This is a genomic window from Synechococcus sp. PCC 7502 (assembly GCF_000317085.1).
Lineage (GTDB): Bacteria > Cyanobacteriota > Cyanobacteriia > Pseudanabaenales > Pseudanabaenaceae > PCC-7502.
Genome location: NC_019702.1, coordinates 663,438 through 681,930 on the forward strand (window position 1 = coordinate 663,438; position 18,493 = coordinate 681,930).

An 18,493-nucleotide genomic window follows, 5' to 3' on the forward strand; every position below is an offset into this window, starting at 1 on the left:
TTTATTAATTAATGATAAATATTCATAGCTCCCATGGTAGGTTACAAAGCCTAGTTATACCTATAACTTAATGTTAATTAAAGAGAGTGTGAATTAAAGAGTCTTTTGCCACTGCATAGATTTAGGAATCGAGCTCACCAGCGCACCTATATAACCTTGGGGATAGGAGAATTGATAAATCATCCAATTTAAGGGAATCTGATTTACTTTCAATCCAATAATTTCTCCTTCTTTCCAAATTGTCGATACTTGCGATAACTTATCTAAACCTTCACCTGTGGCTTTGAGATATGCCTCTTTTACTGTCCAGACTTTCAAAAAGATATTTGGATCGGTTGATGTGCTAATGATTTGAGCTTCTTCTTTACTAAAAAATCGGTTTGCCAAATTAGGAAACGCATCTCTCGGTTTTTGAAACTCCAGATCAATTCCCACCAAACTATTCAATGTTACAGCGCATACAGCCATGTCCTCAGAGTGCGATAGATTAAATTGGAAGTTCCGATCTAAATTCTGATCTAGAGCCAAAGTTGGTTTACCCTTGGCGTTATAGATAAATTTAATTTCCTCTGGAGCAAGATTAAGATATTTACCCAGAATAATGCGTAAATTTGCCCTAGCAACTATAAAGCGATGACGATGAATATCAAACCTATAGCGATCGGCTCTGGCTTTTTCATCTTGCGTTAACAGTAACTCTAGGCTCCGAATTTCAGAACTTGAAACATTTAAGCTAATACTCCAGATGATAATTTGATCCAGATTAAGCATGATTTCAACATTAAGTTAATTAATCGATTTAATTAATGGGTTAGTTAATAGGGCTTTAGATAGTGGGCAAATTCTTCCGCAAAGGTGCCATTAATAATTGCCGATCGCATTTGTTGTGTAAAGCGAATTAGTTCCGTAATATTGTGAATGGAAAGCAGGGAATAACCTAAAACCTCTTGCGATCGCAATAAATGCCCTAGATATGCCCGACTGAAATTTTTGCAGGTATAACATGGACATGCAGAATCAATGGGATCGAAGTCTCGGCGGAATTTAGAATTTTTTAAGTTCCAGCGATTTTCACCAGTGGTACCTACTTGGGAATGATCTCGAACCAAAACGGCTCCATGTCGTGCCAAACGGGTGGGAATGACGCAATCAAATAAATCCATCCCTGCGGCTACTGCCTGCGCCATTTCTCGGTGGGTACCTATGCCCATTAAATATCGAGGTTTATCTTCAGGTAAAAGTGGAGTGATCGCTTGGACAATTTTGGCAATTAGTTCGGGGGGTTCACCCACACTTACGCCACCGATCGCATAGCCAGGTAGATCAAAACTAGTAATTTCTCGGGCTGATTGTTGCCGTAAATCCACATATACTCCGCCTTGGACTATGCCAAATAACGCTTGATCGTGACTTCTAGTATGAGCTTTTAGACATCTTTCTAACCATCTGGTCGTGCGATCGCTAGCATTTTTAATTTGGTCACGAGTGGCAGGATAGGGGGCGCATTCATCAAACGCCATAATTACATCGGCACCCAGCAGGTTTTGAATTTGAATAGATTTCTCTGGGGTGAGATTAATCATTTTGCCATCACGGGGAGACTTAAACTTTACGCCTTCATCACTAATTTCCCGCATATCACTGAGGCTAAAGACTTGAAAGCCCCCAGAATCAGTTAAAATCGGTGCATCCCATGCCATAAATTTATGTAATCCTCCAGCTTCTGCCACTAAATCCTCACCTGGCTGTAAATGGAGGTGATAGGTATTTGCCAAGACCATTTCTGCTTGACATCCTTTAAGCTGATCTGGGGTTACGGTTTTGACATTGGCTAAGGTACCAACGGGCATAAATCTGGGAGTATGGACAATTCCATGAGGGGTATGAAACTCTCCTACTCGGGCAGAAGTACTACGGCATTGGCACTGCACCTGAAACTGAAATGGTTTTGTCACTGTTATTGCTATCCTAATCCCGCTATATTTCGCCACGGTAGATCAGGATAGCTTAGTTGGCGGTGGTTGGGTAAGGGTTTTATCAGTAATAATTATCAAATTTTCAACATTCTTAAGAGTTATCTCTTTTATCCAGATTTCTTGATCACTAAGGCTACATACTTAACAAAAAGTATTTATCAAATCATAAAATTACCTGATAATTTAAGGTTAGTTTAAACTTTTCCTAAAAGTTAAGATGGATTCTAAGTGAGGGGATATTGCGCTGCTATTTATCTATATTCAGATGTGTTTCAGTTAAGTCATGTATAAAAACATTATTGAAGACTTTGTAGTTAAAAAAGCCAGATACCTCATCGCTCAGCAGGAATCAGAAACCAGTAAAGATATAGATTTATCTGCCGTAGCTGCGATCGCCCTCAATAATTTGCAACCTCTTTATGCCACCACCTTAAATGGTTGGATTAATCAGCGTTTGAATGCTAGTAAAAATTTTCACAATGAGATTGAAACAGCCGTAAATAATGCCCTTAAAAAAGTGCAACAGGGCGATCCACTCAATAGTTTTTCCCCAATTCCAGAAAGTGAGCTATCTTCCCCAGCATATTCTTTAGTTAAAATTAGCCAGATTCTAGGCAAAGAAAATGTGCGGTGGCGAGAAATTCCGAAATTATTAGAGTTAGCGATCGCCGAAAAATATGCAGAAAAAAATTCAGCCAAAACTAAAAACAAGGATGAAGGTGAAACACATATAACAAATCGTAACTTACTTAACCACCTCAAAACCCACTTCCAAAGTCCTAGGTACACCCATAAAAGCGATCGTCAAATTTCAGAACGCCCGTTTTTCGAGCAACAAGTACTAGATTCCTATCTTTTAAGAGCCAAGCTGCGAATTAGTAACGTTATGGAAAAGATAGTGGAAGAAGCAGTTTTGAACATAATGAGTGAATGGTCAACAGAAATGAAAGCCCAGGTTAATACTGAAGCGATCGTGGCATTTGCCCTGAATCGACTGCCACCTATGTATGCCACAAGTGAACTAGGTTGCCGATTTTTGCGCTCTAGGGCGATAAACCAACTTCATCAAGAGATAAATTTAATTGTTTCTGATGCCCTTGTTCATGTTAGAAGAATGCCCGAGTATAATAATACCCCCCTCCCTATCTACCAATTAGATGATGAAATGGCAAAAGTGATTCCCAAGATTAGCTCCATATTGAAGCGATCGGATGTGAATGCGGATAATTTGGTTAACGTTCTTGAAGAATACTTTGGCTAAGGTTTAGGGAATTCCTTAGAGATTCTTTGACGATTTCGACATCAAGCTATGGGTAACATCAACAATAGGCAATAAGGTGCGAAAGCTGGTAATATTAAAAAAATCTGTAATTATCACTACTTAAAGCCATGGCACCTAAATCAACTGTTATTGCCCCTTCAATTTTATCTGCTGACTTTAGTCGACTGGGAGATGAAATCCGTGCAATTGATGCTGCTGGTGCCGACTGGATTCATGTGGATGTGATGGATGGACGCTTTGTGCCTAATATTACCATTGGACCTTTAGTTGTAGAGGCAATTCGCCCTGTAACTAAAAAGCCCTTGGATGTGCATTTAATGATTGTAGAACCTGAAAAATATGTGGCAGATTTTGCTAAAGCTGGAGCCGATCATATCTACGTTCATGCTGAACACAATGCTTCTCCCCATTTACATCGCACCTTAGGACAAATTAAGGAATTAGGTAAATTAGCAGGTGTGGTTTTAAACCCGGGTAGTCCTTTGGAGTTAATTAAATATTCCTTGGAATTATGTGACTTGGTCTTAATTATGAGTGTTAACCCTGGTTTTGGTGGACAGAGCTTTATTCCTGAAGTTGTTCCTAAAATCCGTGAACTACGCCAACTCTGTGATGAAAAAGGGCTTGATCCTTGGATTGAGGTAGATGGTGGACTTAAGGCAAATAATACTTGGCAGGTTTTAGAGGCTGGTGCCAATGCGATCGTGGCAGGTTCGGCGGTATTTAAAGCTAAGGATTACGCCAAGGCAATCGCTGATATTCGGAATAGTAAGCGTCCAGAATTAGTTTTGGCTTAGGCAGATATTTGCTTAACCACAGTCAGGGCAGAATAACTAACTCCTGCTGTACCTTCACCGGGATGGGTGCAATCTCCCACTAGCCAAATATGCTTTAAGGGGGTACGGTTGGCAAAGCCGAAAGGTGAAAATGTAGAAATACGCATACCAAGTCCCCCAACCATACCCTGATCACGCCCTGTATAACGGATAAATGTTTGAGGGGTGGCAGCTTCTTGATAAATAATTGTATTTTCCAAGTTAAAGTACTTACTCAGTTGGGCGATCGCCCGTTGGGAATACTTAGATTTTAAGGTTTGGTAGTCTTCGGTTTGCCACTCTAATATATCTGTAAATTCCGAAGCGATAATGGTTGCCTTGCCTGTGGGTGCCCTGCCGTCTCCTGCTTGGCTTACGGATACAAAGAGGGAACGCTGATCGGTATAGCTATCTAAAAACTGTAAATGGGGTGGACAGCGATCGGGAATAGCTTGGTGATCAACACCTAAATATAATACAAATGCCCCCGAAGCAGGCTTGAGCTTTTCTACTCGGCGTTTGTAACCCTGCGGAGCCTGATCGCCCAATAACTTTACCAAACTTTGTACTGTGACGTTGGCAACTATATGATCGGCTGATTCCCAATTTAGGGCTTGACTAAGCTGATTATAAACCTTGACCTGCATAGATTTAGGGTCGATCGCTTGTACGGTGTGGCGCATATACAGTTTGCCTCCATATTTTTCTAATGCCTCTACTAGGCGATCGCTTAGTACCTGCATACTCCCCTTGAGGTGCCATAATCCCAGAGGAGATTGGGAAACTGCCAAACTAGTAGCGGCATAGAGCAAAGCAGTCTCTTCGGCATTAACTTGGGAATAGAGTTTAAGCTGGAGGTCTAAAAAAGTTCGCAATCGGCGATCGCGATCTAAACCAAAACCCCTGAGGGCATCTCCCACCGTAGAGAGGGTAAAAGGCACGGTAGCTAAAGTATCCCAACGCATCGCTTTTAGTAATTGTGCTAAGTCCCAAAGATTACGGGGTGGTAAGATTGGGTCTCGTAACTGAAATCTCCAACTAGGCTGAAATAAATTCTGTAAAAATTGCCAGAAAGGTTCACTATGGGGAAATTGTCGCTGTCTTTCTGCCTGCCACTGCGTAGGGTCTCGCCAAATATTTATAGGCTCAGGTTCATCGGGTAAATATACGGCACAGGCAGGATCACAAGGGGTAGCTTCAGGTATATCTATGCCCAGTTCTGTAAAAATACGGTGATGAATTCCGCCCACTTCTAGTCCAGCCACTTGAGTTGCGCCCACATCAAAGGTAAAACCTTGACGCTTAAAGGTTGAAGCACAACCACCGGGAATGATCGCTTGATCGTATATTTCTACCTGAAAGCCACGCTTTGCCAATAATGCCCCAGTAGTTAGTCCACCGATGCCAGCACCAATGATAATTACCCGTTGTGACCTAGATTTAAGTAACATGATTTTTAATATTTCTTTATTAATCTTAACTTTAATCTAGCCCTAGGGAGTCTGCTACCACTGAATTAAAAAGTTGATTGCAAGCCCTAAGTCAGTAGCCTAAAAATTCTGTCTGGTAGCTTACAGTCTATTTCCGTAGACCACAGCATAGGTAAAAATTGTCACTAATATAATCACAACGTACAGGATTCGAGATGTATAGTTAAGGTAGGTTATCGCAGTTTTGTGTCCTTTACTTCTTAATTTTTCTAGGACTAAACCAACTAGGATGCAAAGTAGGCAAAGGGTAAAAAATACATAGAAGCCGTATTCGATCGCCACGGTATAGCCCGTATCCGAAAGCTGATTATTAATAGAAGTCAATAGCACAGCACTAGATAGCAAAGTAGCGATCGGCACCGTCAATCTTTCCTTTGCTAAATTTTCAGAAAAGTAAAGGGTGCTACCAAGTACCAAAGCCAACAAAATCAATGGTAGTAGGGTTTTGACTAGAAATACAGAAAATTGTCGTTGTAGAGTAATAATTACACTCAATCCAGAATAATCAATTCTCAGATTAGTATTAAACAACCGAGGATTTCCCCTTGTGGAATTACTACTAAAGGTCTCACGGGCATACTGGATATCTTCAAACCGCCAGAGTTGTAGGGATTGATAGGGCTTTTTTCTCTGATTTTTAGGAGTTTCAGACAACTTTAGTCCAAACACATCGATGACGTAAATTAAGCGATCGCTGGGAACATTAGTATTCTGAAAGTAAATTTGTAGTTTTTGCTGATCGAAGGGATAGTCACGGAAATCAAAGCTACCCTTAAATTCTCCCTGAATTTGATAGAGGCGATAATTCAATCCATTTATGACTTCTGAGCGCAGTGGCTTAGTCGCATCAAATAATGGCAGATTTTGATTGACGCTGTTGGTAACCCCATTGGGAAACTGAATTGTAGTAGGGGTAATATTGTCTGTGTAGCGCATCCATAGATAGAAGTCGGCACTAAAACTAGATTTACTTTGATCAACCCGCCCTATCTTATTAATGTCGATGCCCGTATATACGACATCTTGTCGCCAAAAATACTGCTTTTTCAGCTTAAAAGTCAGTTCTAAAATATTGCCGGCTTTCAACTCTTCCTCTAGGTTAATGGATGCCAAATTCTCGATGGGGCTGAATTGAATAGGGGCTGAAATAAAGCGTTGGCTGACATACTTTCCAATGCGGACAGGAGGAGTATTGTCGTGGCTGCTATTAAAGTAAATGAGACCATTCAAGCCCTTGATTCCCAACTCTCGACTATTGATTTGCTCTAATTGATTACGAATTTTTTGTCGATCTGCTCTGATACTACTGGGGGTATTTTCAATCATTGCCTTTTGTAAAGCCCAAACGATAACCCTCGCCACATCGTAATAGGCGGCTCCCACATAGCTGGCAGGCTCGCCGTATCTTTTCTGATAAAGTGTGGCAAATTCTTGGGCATCAACTCCTGCACTGTCAAAGATTAGGGGAGTGGGAATGTAGATGCCTTCAAGAAAATAGCCGGGCTTTTGTTTTTCTTCTTCATAGTCAGCAAACAGTTGCGGCGCTGTCTCTCGTGCCAGACTTTGGCTGGCAAATAGGGAGGTTTTTAGTCCCCGCCGCCGCATTGCCACAATAAAATCTTTACTGGCAATTTCTTCCATGGCTAGGAATACTACGCCAGCATCTGGTTTAGTGGCTAGTTCTTGAATAATGGAGTTAACCGAAGTCGTCAAATCTTTCTGTTTTGGATCGAATTTCCAAACATTTTGGATTTTGCCTTTGCGTTTAAATGTCTCTTCAAATGCCTGATCTAGGGTTCTGCCCAAACGATCATCGGAATAGATAATACTAGCAGTCGTCAAATTCAGAGCTTTCTGCATGTACAGAGCTACTACACTCCCTTGGATGGAATTGGTAAATACAGTCCGAAAATAGTAGGGATTGTTGGCGGTAATGAAGTCCTCACTGGCTGTACCAGTAATGGCTGGGATTTCTAAATCCTTGTACCCTGGGGCAGCTTCCACCGCCGTAGAACTGTTGAGGTGTCCTAGTACAGCTAATGCCGGAGATTTGGCAATCTGTTGGGGAATTTGACGGGCAACATTACGATCGCCTTTATCGTCAAAAATTAATAGTTTTAGGGGATGACCGTTTACTCCACCTTGTTGATTGACGGTATCTAGGTACAGTTGCGTACTTTGAATCATCTCTTGGGCTGCCTCACTGCGAATTCCAGTTTTTGGTGCAACCACTGCTAGGTGAATTGGACTTGAGGAAGCTGATTGAGAAAACTGTACCCAGACAAAACTAATTATTAATACCATAGTGAGAGTAGCCAAGACGATCGCCCCTAGCTTCCTAGTATTACGAACATTTCTGAACTTGGCACGAACTTTTTTGAGCTTAGAAAGTAGGGTAAGCAGTTTCATGGTTTATGAGGTCTTAAGTTCAACTCAAACTATCCCTAAACACATACCAGTAAAGTAGAATAATGCCCAAAATTACTAAGCAGTAAAATACTTGGGAGACTAGATCAAGCTGATTTGCTCGCACTGTCTGCCCCTTTAAAACTAGGAGATCGTGAATGATCCCAATCACAATACAAAATATACTCAAGGCGAAGAAGGTATGAAACACATACTCCAAAGCCATGGTGTAGCCGACATCAGGTAACTGTAAATTTAAACCCACCAACAGGACAATACCCGTAATCAGTGCTGATACAATCACGGGCGGGCGTTCTTTTGATAATCTTTGGGGGAAGTATAGGGTCATAAAAGGGACAAAAGTTAGTAAGAATAGTGGTAGGAGGTTTTTAGACAGAAAGATGACGGAACGCCGTTGCATGGTAATCGTGGCACTCATACCTGAATAATCGGTAGGATTATTGCTATGAAATAGGTGAGGATCACCAATGCTGGAATTTGTTCTAAATGTTTCTTGGACATACTGAATACCCTTAAACTTCCACTGTTGTAATCCTTGGTATGGCTTTTGATCATCTTGATTTTGATCACTATGGGGTAAGCGTAAACCCACAGTATCAATGACGTAAATTAAGCGATCGCTGGGAATTGTATTATTTTGAAACTTAATAGTAAGTTTTTGCTGATCAAAGGGGTAATTACGCAAATCAAAGGTATTTTTAAATTCCCCTTGGATTTCATACAAATGATAATTTAAGCCATTAACTGTAAATGAGTCTAGGGGCTTCTTGGGGTCAAAGAGCGGTTGATTAGGGATCAGGTTATTCCCATTGGCAAAGGTAACATCTTCAGCTTGTTCATTGCCGCCACTACGAAACCACAGATAAAAATTAGCAATAAAACTAGAAGTACGCTGGTCAATTTTACTAAGCTTATTTATATCTATACCCGCATAGACCACATCCTGTTTCCAAAAGTAGTCCTTGCCCAAGTGGAGCAGATTTCCTGATTGGAGTTGACTGGGCAGATCATCAATAGCCTCAAGATTAGCTGCTAGGGTAAATTGTTGGGGAGCGGAAATTAGTCTGCGTTTTTGAAATTGGGCAATCCGAATAGGGATATCGCTGCTATGACTTTCATTGAAGTACAGGGTTCCTGTTAACCCTCTTAAAGAACTACTGGGATTGTTAATGGCAGCAAGGGCATTGCGGGTTTCTTGACGATCTTGGTTCAAGCTTTCTGGGGTTAAGTGTAAATTTGCCTGACGCAGTGCCTCTACCCCAGCGATCGCCGCCTCGTAGAATTTAATTTCAGCGTAGGTGGGTAATCTCCCGTAGGTTTTTTGATACTGACTAGCAAATTCCTGAGCATCTAAGCCTGCACTGTCCAAAAGAATCGGTGAATAGCCATAGAAATTATCCGTAAAAAATCCCGCCTGAGCTTGCTCCTCTTTATATTTACTAAAGCGGTTGGCATAGGCTTCCGTTGCTGCTAGGGGAAGCGCAGAAAAAATGGGTGTTGTCAGTCCCGCCCGACGAATCGCCACAATCACTGCCTCTATTTCATTGGGATCACGGATGGTTAAAAAAAGCGGGACAGAATTACCATCCGCCTTAAGTTGACGCACAATTGTCTGAATGGATTGCTCTTGCGCCTCTGGATCAACATCACCGATATATTGAATTCTACCGCCTTCAGAGGTAAACAGGCTGGTAAAAAGTGGAGCTAGGGCGAGGTCAAAGGATTTGCCTGAGCGAATAATACTAGCGGTCTTAGACTTTAAGACTGACCTCATGTAGAGAGCAATAAACTTTAATTGATCGGAGGACTTAGGGACGGTTCGGAAAAAATAGGGATTCTGATTTGTTAATTGATCTAGGATATTTATGGAAATGACGGGTAATTGATTTGCCCGATAGATCGAATTCACCTGAAGAGTCAATTCCGAATTCTGATGTCCCAGTATTAGTAATGACGGACTAGCAACTGCGGCTGTGGCTGCGGCTTTTGTTCCTTCTATGGTTCCTCGATCATCTAAGGCTAAAAGTTGGAGAGGATGTCCATTGATCCCCCCTGTCTGATTTATCTGATTGATGTATAGTTCAATACTTTGGCGAATCTCCTGTCCCGCTTTGCCGTTTTGTCCACTTAAGGATAGAACCATGGCAATGGAAATGGGAGAGCTAGCGTTGGTTTTTGGCAATAGCCCCACGCCAAGGACGATCAATAAAATCATGCTCAAGGAGATCGCTAAATACTTTAGATATTTAATCCCCTGTTTTACATCGATTGCAGGAAATCTCATAGCTACCGTTTCCTAGAAAATATTTTTAAACACCAGATTCTAGGACATTAAACCCTTAGCATTATGTTAAACCAGTATAGATAATGTGCCAAGTTCAAGTTTATGGGAAGATTCAAGGTGCGTCTTTTTCGTCATTACCCTTATGTCATTACCAGATAGAAAGGTTTTGCCTATACTGAATCAAGCGATCGCAGTTTTTCAGTTTTGTCCATAGTTTTCTAGTGCTTTTTTAGTGATGAACCAATTTAGCCACGGCGTTACCCTGTTTTTAAGCCTTTTAGTCGAAGCTATGCCCTTTTTACTATTGGGGGTACTGCTTTCTGGGCTTTTGGTCATGTTTGTGGACGAAGGTAAATTAATTAAAGTTATGCCTAAACAGCCAGTCCTAGGCGCATTAGTTGGCAGTATGTTGGGGTTTTTATTTCCCGTGTGCGAGTGTGGAAATGTACCTGTGGCGCGCAGGTTAATTGCTCAAGGAGTACCTGCACCAGTGGCAGTAGGCTTTTTACTATCTGCACCTACAATTAATCCCATTGTGATTTGGGCAACTTGGACAGCATTTCGAGACCAGCCTGAGATTGTATTTTTACGCGTTGGGTTTTCCTTGGCGATCGCTACGATTATCGGCTGTGTATTTGGCACTCAGAAAGATTTGCGTCCATTTTTACAGCCCCAAATATCTAGTCAAAGATCGCTGCAAATAGCTAATAACATCGCCGTAAGTGAGCCTCAGTCCGTAGTTCCAACGGGAACATTTTTCTTGGGACAGCCGCAAATCCCCCTTGAAAACATCAAACTATCAATATCTTGGTCGGAACGGTTTAAGCTGCTGGTGGATACCATGATTAATGAATTACGAGAATTAGGGGGAATTTTAGTACTGGGTAGTGCGATCGCTGCGATAATTCAAGTCGGCATTCCTAGGGATATAATTCTCAACTTGGGACAGGGGGCAGTCAGTTCGGTGATCGCCATGATGACTTTGGCAGCAGTGGTATCAGTTTGCTCAACGGTTGATGCTTTTTTTGCCCTTTCCTTTGCTTCAACTTTTACTAGTGGCTCGATTTTGGCATTTTTAGTATTTGGTCCGATGATCGACTTTAAATCCATAGGTTTGATTCTAACGATTTTTAAAAAACGAGCCGTGGTCTATTTATTTTTACTCGCTGCCCAACTTACATTTTTAGGCTGCCTGTTTATAAATTTGCGTATAGATTAAATACTGATAATAGGTTAAATTAACGAAAACAGACTTGAGGACTTCATGCAACGCAGGCAATTTATCCGATTGGCACAGACTGGTTTGATTGGTTCCCTAGCTACGGGATTAGCCATAGCCGAAAGAGCGATCGCTGCCCCACCTAAACCCGAAACCTTGAGCATAGAGTGGTTAGGGCATATGTCTTACCTATTTACAGGACAGGGGCAAACAATTTTAAGTCATCCTTTTCGCCCTGCTGGTTGTACTGCCAATTTCCCCGCTCCCAAGCCCAAAACCGATTTAATTTTAATTGGCTCCAGACTCTTAGACGAAGGGTTCCTACAGGAAGTACCGCAGAATACTCAGCTTCTCTATCTGCCCGGTGCCTATCGTGTAGGGGGAATTAATCTTCAGGGCATTCGCTTTGAGCATGATCGTCTTGGTGGTCGTAGGTTTGGGTTCAATGTGGCATGGCTATGGCAACAGGCAGGGATTCGGATTCTGCACATGGGCGGCTCAGCTACCAGTATTAATACCGATCAACGGATTTTGCTAGGACGACCAGATGTTTTAATTGTGCCAGTGGGGGGCGGGGAAAAAGCATACAATGCTGCTGAAGCTAAGGCAATAGTTGAAACCTTAAATCCCAAAATCGTCATTCCCACCTACTACCTCACCAACAAAGCGGCAAGCACCTGTGAACTGGCAAAAGTAGATGAGTTCCTAGCACTGATGCCTAATATTAAGGTTAATAATATTACCAAATCTAAGTTACAGCTAACTGCTGCCAGCCTGCCTGAAACTATGTCCATATCAGTATTTAGAACATAATGGCTGATGTCGATCTGCTAACTGCAGAAAATCTATCTAAGTCCTTTGGCGGGATTCAAGCGGTAAAAAATGCCTCAATTAGTGTGCCATCAGGTTCAATTACAGGGCTAATTGGTCCGAATGGGGCGGGTAAAACTACTTTTTTTAATTTACTATCTAATTTTTTGGTGCCAGATAGCGGTACGGTTTGTTTAGATGGGAAGCCTATTCATGGTAAACCTCCCCACGCGATCGCCCAGATGGGTATGGTTAGAACATTTCAAGTGCCTCGGGTGCTTTCACGGCTGACGGTATTAGAAAATATGCTACTTGCTGCCCAAAATCAAACGGGTGAAAAGTTCTGGAATGCTTGGTTCCAAGGGGAAAAAATTGCCAAGGAAGAAAAATTACTGAAAGCCAAGGCTAAAGATATTCTGGCATCCGTGGGCTTAAGCCAGATGGCGGATAAATATGCAGGGTCAATGTCGGGTGGACAACGTAAATTACTAGAGATTGCCAGAGCGTTGATGACTGATCCCAAGATTGTGCTTTTAGATGAGCCAGCAGCAGGGGTAAATCCAGCTTTAATCGAGGAAATCTGTGGACATATTCAAGCTTGGAACCAAAACGGGTTAACTTTTTTGATTATTGAACACAATATGGATGTCATTATGTCCCTGTGCGATCGCATTTGGGTATTGGCAGAAGGACGAAATCTTAAAGATGGTAAGCCCAGTGATATTCGTAGTTCTCCCGAAGTTTTAGAAGCATATCTGGGTAGTGATTAATTTTATTCATGGATTTTATAAAATATGGCAATTTCCCAAGTCAGTGTGCATGAGTTAGTTAATTATTTAAATCAAAACTTAGATCGAGATAATTTACCTGATGCTTTAGCAGTGCAGTTAATAGATGTACGTGAACCAGAAGAACTAGCGATCGCTCACCTTGATGGATTTATCAATTTACCCCTAAGTCAGTTTGCTAATTGGGGCAATCAAATTCACAGCTTACTTGATCGAGATACGGAAACCCTTGTCCTTTGTCATCATGGTGTGAGATCGATGCAGATGTGTCAGTGGTTAGTCCAACAGGGATTTACTAATGTTAAAAATATTGCCCACGGAATTGATGCCTACTCTCAACTGGTAGATGATTCTATCCCTGTGTATTAAATATGAGTGTATTAAGAATTAACTAATCAAGTTTCTCCTTGGTTAAGGCTGCCTAGTATCAGCTATGATCATGGTTAGGAATCATCAAATCGATTGACTATGAACTTGAGTAAAGTGGCTCGCTCCAATAGCTTAACTGTAAGATTACTCAGGGAAGGAATTTTAGAGTCTGTCCATGAATGTGAAGCTGCTGTCTCCGATGCCAAAGGCAGGATTTTATCAATGGCAGGAAGCTCTCAAACTGCTACCTTCGTTCGTTCAGCCCTTAAACCCATTCAGGCGATCGCCGTTTCAGCTACGGGAGCGCAGGATCGATTTAATTTATCCGAAAGTGACCTAGCCATTATCTGTGGTTCCCACCAAGGTACGGTTAGCCAAGCAAGACAGGTATTCAATATTTTATGGCGGTGTGATGTGGAGCCAAGTGCTTTACAATGCCCAATTCCTCAAGGTGGTACTAGCCCATTGCAATACAACTGTTCAGGTAAACACGCTGGCATGATCGCTGTTTGTCAACAGCAGGGATTACCCCTATCTTTTTATATGAGTCCCAGTCATCCAGTCCAAGAACTAATTTTACGAACCCTATCCGAACTTTTACGCATGCCCGCCGCCGAGTTTATCAGTGTCCATGATGATTGTGGCGTTCCTACCTATCTCTTAGAAATTGGACAAATGGCATATCTCTATGCTCAACTGGCATCCCATAGTCAACTGCACCTAGAAAGAATTACCCGTGCTATGACTCGTCATCCCGAAATGGTATCGGGAGCAGGACAGTTTGATACGGAGCTAATGCGGTTAACCAATGGCGAAATTGTCAGTAAATCTGGAGCAGAGGGCGTGCAATGTCTTGGACGGGTCGGAGAAGGACTAGGACTGGCAATCAAGGTTATGGATGGGGCGAAACGAGCTAAGCACGCTGTAGCTATTCATTTGTTACGACAATTAGGTTGGATCAGTCCTGTAGTGGCTGAGTCTTTGGAGGATAGTTTCACAGTAATTGGCAGATATAACCGCCTTGAGGTAGTGGGTGAACTTTCCTATCTTTAGTTTCTATTTTTGACTGATTCCTAAACCGATGAATACTGATCGGGATACCAACGATAATCCCTTAAATTAATTTTATTTAGGGAAAACTTAATGCCTTCCTGTTCTAAGAGCGATCGCTGGAGATAATCGCCGCCATTGCGAAAGGGAGACTCGGAAATTTCTCCTTTAGCATTGACAACTCGATGCCAAGGAATATCAGAGGTTTGAGGATCGACCCTATATAACGCATAGCCCACAACCCTAGCTTTTCCTACTAACCCACTAAGCTCGGCGATTTGTCCATAGGTGGCAATTTTACCCTGAGGAATTTGGCGAACAATGGCATAAATGCGATCATAGGACGATGCACTTACACCCATAACTCTTGCGCTGCCAGCCTAAAACTGATCAAGACCTTTTGAGTACTAACCATGTCTTCTACTGTAAATATTTGTTTGGCTTCTTTGATAATAATAATTATCCATAGTGCTTCGGGTAAAACTAGATTAATAATGATTACCAACTTTACGATGATGGGTGGCAGTTAGGGCATCGGGCTTAGCAACTTTACCTTCCTCCGCCGTAGCATAGACGATCCAATGATCACTGGCTTCCATTCTGCTCAGGACTTCACATTCCAAAAATGCTAAAGCATCAACCAGGATAGGTGAACCATTTTTCGCAACTTGAGTTTTAACCCCAGCAAAGCGATCGGCACCGGGTGCAAACCTTCTCAGAAAATGCTGCATGAGTTTGGCATAATTACCTTCTTCAAGGACATTTAATACAAAGCGATCGCCCACATGCATAAAAGACTCAATTGCCCGATCCTTTGCTACAGCGATCGTAATTCCCAGGGGTTTAAAACTAGCCTGCATTACCCAGGATGCTAACATTGCACTTTGCAGTTCCCCTTTTTGGGCGGTAATAATATAAAGTCCCCCTGCTAGTCGCCCGATTGCCTTGTCTAAGTCAGCATCTAAAGCTTTAATTTGCTTGATATTTTCTTTACGGGTCAATAACTGCCCCAAGTCTGTACCTGATTCTTCACATAGTTGATAGGTAGCTTCCGTAGGAGTTTCACGAATATTAATCAACGGGAAGCCCACACTCAATCCCAAATCCTTAAATCTATTATTTAATAAATCAATGGACTGGTCATCGCCACCGTAGGACTCAAAAATTCCCACTAATTGTTTTTGCTTAGCACTTCCTAAAATCGCACTGATGGCAGTTTGGGCAGATTCCAAGAAACTTGGTGCAGGTGTAACCACAATTCCTGCGGCATGATCTACCACTTCTCTTAGTTCTTGCAAATCAACCGATCGCAAATCGAGCATTTCCACAGCAATCCCAGTTTTGGTAATCCCCTTGGCAATTGCTTGAGACAGGCGATCGCTATAACCATAATCCGAGACATAAAATACAGCTACATTGGTTTCGCCCTTAGTTTGATTTTGACTCCAAGTGCGGTAATTCTCCGTCATTTCCACTAAATTATGGCGCAACAAGGGACCATGCCCCGTAGCAATAGTAGTAATTGTGGGTAAATCATCCATTCGCTTCATTGCTGCTAACACAGATCGGGCGTTAGGTGCCATCAAGCAATCATAATAAAACCGATAATCAGGGGCGATCGCTGTTAAATCCTCATCAAAAATGCGATCGTCACAAAAGTGCATACCAAACACATCGCATGTGAAAAGAGTTGATGTCCCATGATCGTAGGTCAGCATCGTATCGGGCCAGTGCAAATTCGGCGCACTTACAAACTGTAAAATATGCCCATTACCCAAATCAATCTGATCGCCATTTTTGACAATCTGTCGCTTAAACGGGTGATGAATTAAATCCTCTAAAAACTGAATAGCAACCTTTGCTCCCACTACCGTAATCTCTGGAGCTAATGCCAAAACATCTTTCACTAACCCACTGTGATCTGGCTCAGTGTGGCTAATTACTAGGTAGTCTATTGTTGTAACATCAATTTCGGCTTGGAGCGCATCTAAGTAAAGCGATCTAAACTTGGCATGGGAGGTATCAACTAGGGCAATTTTTTCTCCCCTAATAATATAAGAGTTGTAGGTAGTCCCGTTCTGCAATCCAAACTCAATATCAAATCGATCTCGATCCCAATCAAGCGATCGCAGGGTAGTAGTATCAGTTGCAATTTCCGCAGTTTGGATCGTGAGTCGGCGCTGACTTGATAGTTGACTTGCTACAGGAACAGAAGCTAAAGACACCATAATTCAAACCTCTTAAATATCTTAAATAATTTATATATTCAGTAAAAATCCCCAACCCCTAGCTTCAGTTTAACCCTTAGATCAAAGTTTAATTAATTGATAGTTCTAATACTTGTCATCAGTTATGACTTATTCACCAATCCTAAACTCTCAGTTTTAAGTCGATTTTAAGTCAGACTTTGACCATATTCGGAGATTAAATTGCTTAAATATTAACGATATATGGAATATTCATCAGTCTGTGATAATTAAAGCAAATCGTAGAATATCAGAAAAAAAAAGAGCTAGAAAAAATAATGTGAATTAGTAGCCATAAAATTCTCTCCAAAATATTTGGACATTTTCTATACTTTGTAAAACCCAGAGATTATTCAAACTCATTTCTGGTATGGTTTTAAGCAAATTAATTAAAATTATGAAATTGTAAAAAATAAACTTAACTCCAAATCTTAGAATTTATAGTTTTAAGGTATTTTCGCCTAATATTTTAACTTGATATATATTTGAAAATATGCGTGTAGGTAGTAAACCGTTCTTAAAGCATAAAATTTAGATTTTGTCTGTTCTTAGTGAACTTGTTTAATTGAAAGAAGTAATGTAGTTTTACTTAGGATTAAGTTAATAACTTAAGTGTGTGTGGAGCCGTAACTGTCAAACCTGTATCCGTAAACTAAATACAAATTTAACGGTATAGTCAAACCAAGGAGGCTAAATTTGAATAGACTACTTTCTTCAAAACAAAGATTAAGATTTGAGCAACTAACTACCTTAACCACTAGGTTAACAAAATTAATCAGTACTTCAGTAGTTGTTTTAGGAGTATTCACCCCCGTTCATGTGGCAAGTGCCGCAAATCCTTTAGACTTGGGCAAAGAGGCATACTCGGCTTTATCATCTGTAATTCCTGATTATAGTCTAGCAAATACTAATCCTTCCAAGCCTAAGAATGTACTTGCCAATCAGCCAATTCCTCGGTCTTTACAGGTGAAGGTAGGCATTTCAGATGTTAGTAGTACAGTTCCCAGATTAGATTTTGAGCCGACTCCAGATTTATCCTTAATATCGGAATCCATAATACCAATCCTGCTAAAGTCAAATACAACTGGCTCACCAACTCAGTTCCATGTTCTAAGTGCCTCTAAGAAACCTTATGAACTCATAGCAACGGAATCTAATCTTCTCCCAAACCCCAACGATATTCAGAAATCTAATCTAAATCAAAAGCCAAGTAAAATCTCTAGTCAACTGCTCGAAAATCTAGAGTCTGGACTTGAATCTGTTGTTAGTACTGCAAGTTTGGTGCCTGAGCTACCAGCTTTAGTTGCTAAGGTTTATTTGCCCGATACCTCAGATTATGGATTATCCTCCAACTTCGTTTGGCCAGCCCAAGGTATGCTCTCATCACGATTTGGTTGGCGCTGGGGAAGATTACATCAAGGTATTGATATTGCGGCTCCAGTGGGAACTCCAATTTGGGCTGCTGCTGGTGGTGTAGTAGATTATGCAGGCTGGAATAACGGCGGTTATGGCAATATGATAGATATACGTCATAGCAACGGAAGCATTACTAGATATGCCCATCTTAGTGCTATTTATGTAAGACAAGGACAGCCAGTTAATCAATCTCAAGTTATTGCTGCTATGGGTAGCACTGGCTTTAGTACTGGTCCACACCTACATTTTGAGATTCGCCCTAATGGACGTTCGGCAATTGACCCAATGGCATTTTTAGCAAGGATTATTACTCCCAGTTAA

15 protein-coding genes are annotated in these 18,493 nt (G+C 41.4%); 8 read left to right on the forward strand and 7 right to left on the reverse strand.

Translation table 11 applies throughout. The annotated features are described in order from the left end of the window. Positions 1 to 93: 93 nt before the first annotated feature. Positions 94 to 771, reverse strand: coding sequence for a 4'-phosphopantetheinyl transferase family protein (locus SYN7502_RS03240; protein ID WP_015167461.1), 678 nt, complete (start codon positions 769 to 771; stop codon positions 94 to 96). Positions 772 to 815: 44 nt separating this feature from the next. Then, entirely contained in the window at positions 816 to 1,955 is a 1,140-nt protein-coding gene (gene tgt, locus SYN7502_RS03245) for a tRNA guanosine(34) transglycosylase Tgt (protein ID WP_015167462.1), read from the reverse strand. A gap of 304 nt (positions 1,956 to 2,259) precedes the next feature. Between tgt and SYN7502_RS03250 the strand changes: the two genes are divergently transcribed. Both SYN7502_RS03250 and rpe read left to right on the forward strand, forming a co-directional pair. Then, positions 2,260 to 3,237: a late competence development ComFB family protein gene (locus tag SYN7502_RS03250; RefSeq protein ID WP_015167463.1), complete on the forward strand. Its 978-nt coding sequence runs from the start codon at positions 2,260 to 2,262 to the stop codon at positions 3,235 to 3,237. A gap of 128 nt (positions 3,238 to 3,365) precedes the next feature. Next, the gene (rpe, locus tag SYN7502_RS03255) at positions 3,366 to 4,055 is read left to right on the forward strand and encodes a ribulose-phosphate 3-epimerase (RefSeq protein WP_015167464.1); all 690 of its coding nucleotides are present in this window, start codon (positions 3,366 to 3,368) and stop codon (positions 4,053 to 4,055) included. On the opposite strand, the gene crtD is transcribed toward rpe, so the two are convergent. The 3 genes from crtD to SYN7502_RS03270 form a co-directional block, all read right to left on the reverse strand. Next, complete coding sequence (crtD, locus tag SYN7502_RS03260) at positions 4,052 to 5,524, reverse strand: C-3',4' desaturase CrtD (protein ID WP_015167465.1); 1,473 nt, start codon at positions 5,522 to 5,524, stop codon at positions 4,052 to 4,054. The two genes, rpe and crtD, sit on opposite strands and share 4 nt — an antisense overlap. Before the next feature lie 120 nt (positions 5,525 to 5,644). Beyond that, a complete protein-coding gene (locus SYN7502_RS03265) occupies positions 5,645 to 7,972 on the reverse strand; it encodes an ABC transporter substrate-binding protein (RefSeq protein WP_015167466.1) in 2,328 nt (775 codons plus the stop codon). Positions 7,973 to 7,991: 19 nt separating this feature from the next. Then, complete coding sequence (locus SYN7502_RS03270) at positions 7,992 to 10,274, reverse strand: ABC transporter substrate-binding protein (protein ID WP_015167467.1); 2,283 nt, start codon at positions 10,272 to 10,274, stop codon at positions 7,992 to 7,994. A 235-nt stretch (positions 10,275 to 10,509) separates the two neighbouring features. Here SYN7502_RS03270 and SYN7502_RS03275 point away from each other — a divergent pair, with 235 nt between their 5' ends. The 5 genes from SYN7502_RS03275 (at position 10,510) to SYN7502_RS03295 (ending at position 14,513) form a co-directional block, all read left to right on the forward strand. Next, positions 10,510 to 11,493, forward strand: a complete 984-nt coding sequence (locus tag SYN7502_RS03275; protein ID WP_015167468.1) for a permease — start codon at positions 10,510 to 10,512, stop codon at positions 11,491 to 11,493. 45 nt (positions 11,494 to 11,538) lie between these two features. Further along, positions 11,539 to 12,306 (forward strand): MBL fold metallo-hydrolase, encoded by a 768-nt coding sequence (locus SYN7502_RS03280; protein ID WP_015167469.1) that lies wholly within the window; start codon positions 11,539 to 11,541, stop codon positions 12,304 to 12,306. Next, positions 12,306 to 13,073, forward strand: a complete 768-nt coding sequence (locus SYN7502_RS03285) for an ABC transporter ATP-binding protein (RefSeq protein WP_015167470.1) — start codon at positions 12,306 to 12,308, stop codon at positions 13,071 to 13,073. The genes SYN7502_RS03280 and SYN7502_RS03285 overlap by 1 nt, the downstream gene beginning before the upstream one ends. Before the next feature lie 24 nt (positions 13,074 to 13,097). Then, positions 13,098 to 13,460 carry a rhodanese-like domain-containing protein gene (locus SYN7502_RS03290; RefSeq protein WP_015167471.1) on the forward strand — a complete coding sequence of 121 codons (363 nt, stop codon included), beginning with the start codon at positions 13,098 to 13,100 and terminating at the stop codon, positions 13,458 to 13,460. A 99-nt stretch (positions 13,461 to 13,559) separates the two neighbouring features. After that, positions 13,560 to 14,513, forward strand: a complete 954-nt coding sequence (locus SYN7502_RS03295) for an asparaginase (RefSeq protein WP_015167472.1) — start codon at positions 13,560 to 13,562, stop codon at positions 14,511 to 14,513. Positions 14,514 to 14,533: 20 nt separating this feature from the next. Here the strand turns inward: SYN7502_RS03295 and SYN7502_RS03300 are convergent, their stop codons facing one another. Together SYN7502_RS03300 and SYN7502_RS03305 are read right to left on the reverse strand one after the other, a co-directional pair. Then, positions 14,534 to 14,872 (reverse strand): MGMT family protein, encoded by a 339-nt coding sequence (locus SYN7502_RS03300; RefSeq protein ID WP_015167473.1) that lies wholly within the window; start codon positions 14,870 to 14,872, stop codon positions 14,534 to 14,536. A 126-nt stretch (positions 14,873 to 14,998) separates the two neighbouring features. Beyond that, positions 14,999 to 16,738 carry a diflavin flavoprotein gene (locus tag SYN7502_RS03305; protein WP_015167474.1) on the reverse strand — a complete coding sequence of 580 codons (1,740 nt, stop codon included), beginning with the start codon at positions 16,736 to 16,738 and terminating at the stop codon, positions 14,999 to 15,001. A 714-nt stretch (positions 16,739 to 17,452) separates the two neighbouring features. Here SYN7502_RS03305 and SYN7502_RS20860 point away from each other — a divergent pair. Continuing rightward, the gene (locus SYN7502_RS20860; RefSeq protein ID WP_015167475.1) at positions 17,453 to 18,493 is read left to right on the forward strand and encodes a M23 family metallopeptidase; all 1,041 of its coding nucleotides are present in this window, start codon (positions 17,453 to 17,455) and stop codon (positions 18,491 to 18,493) included.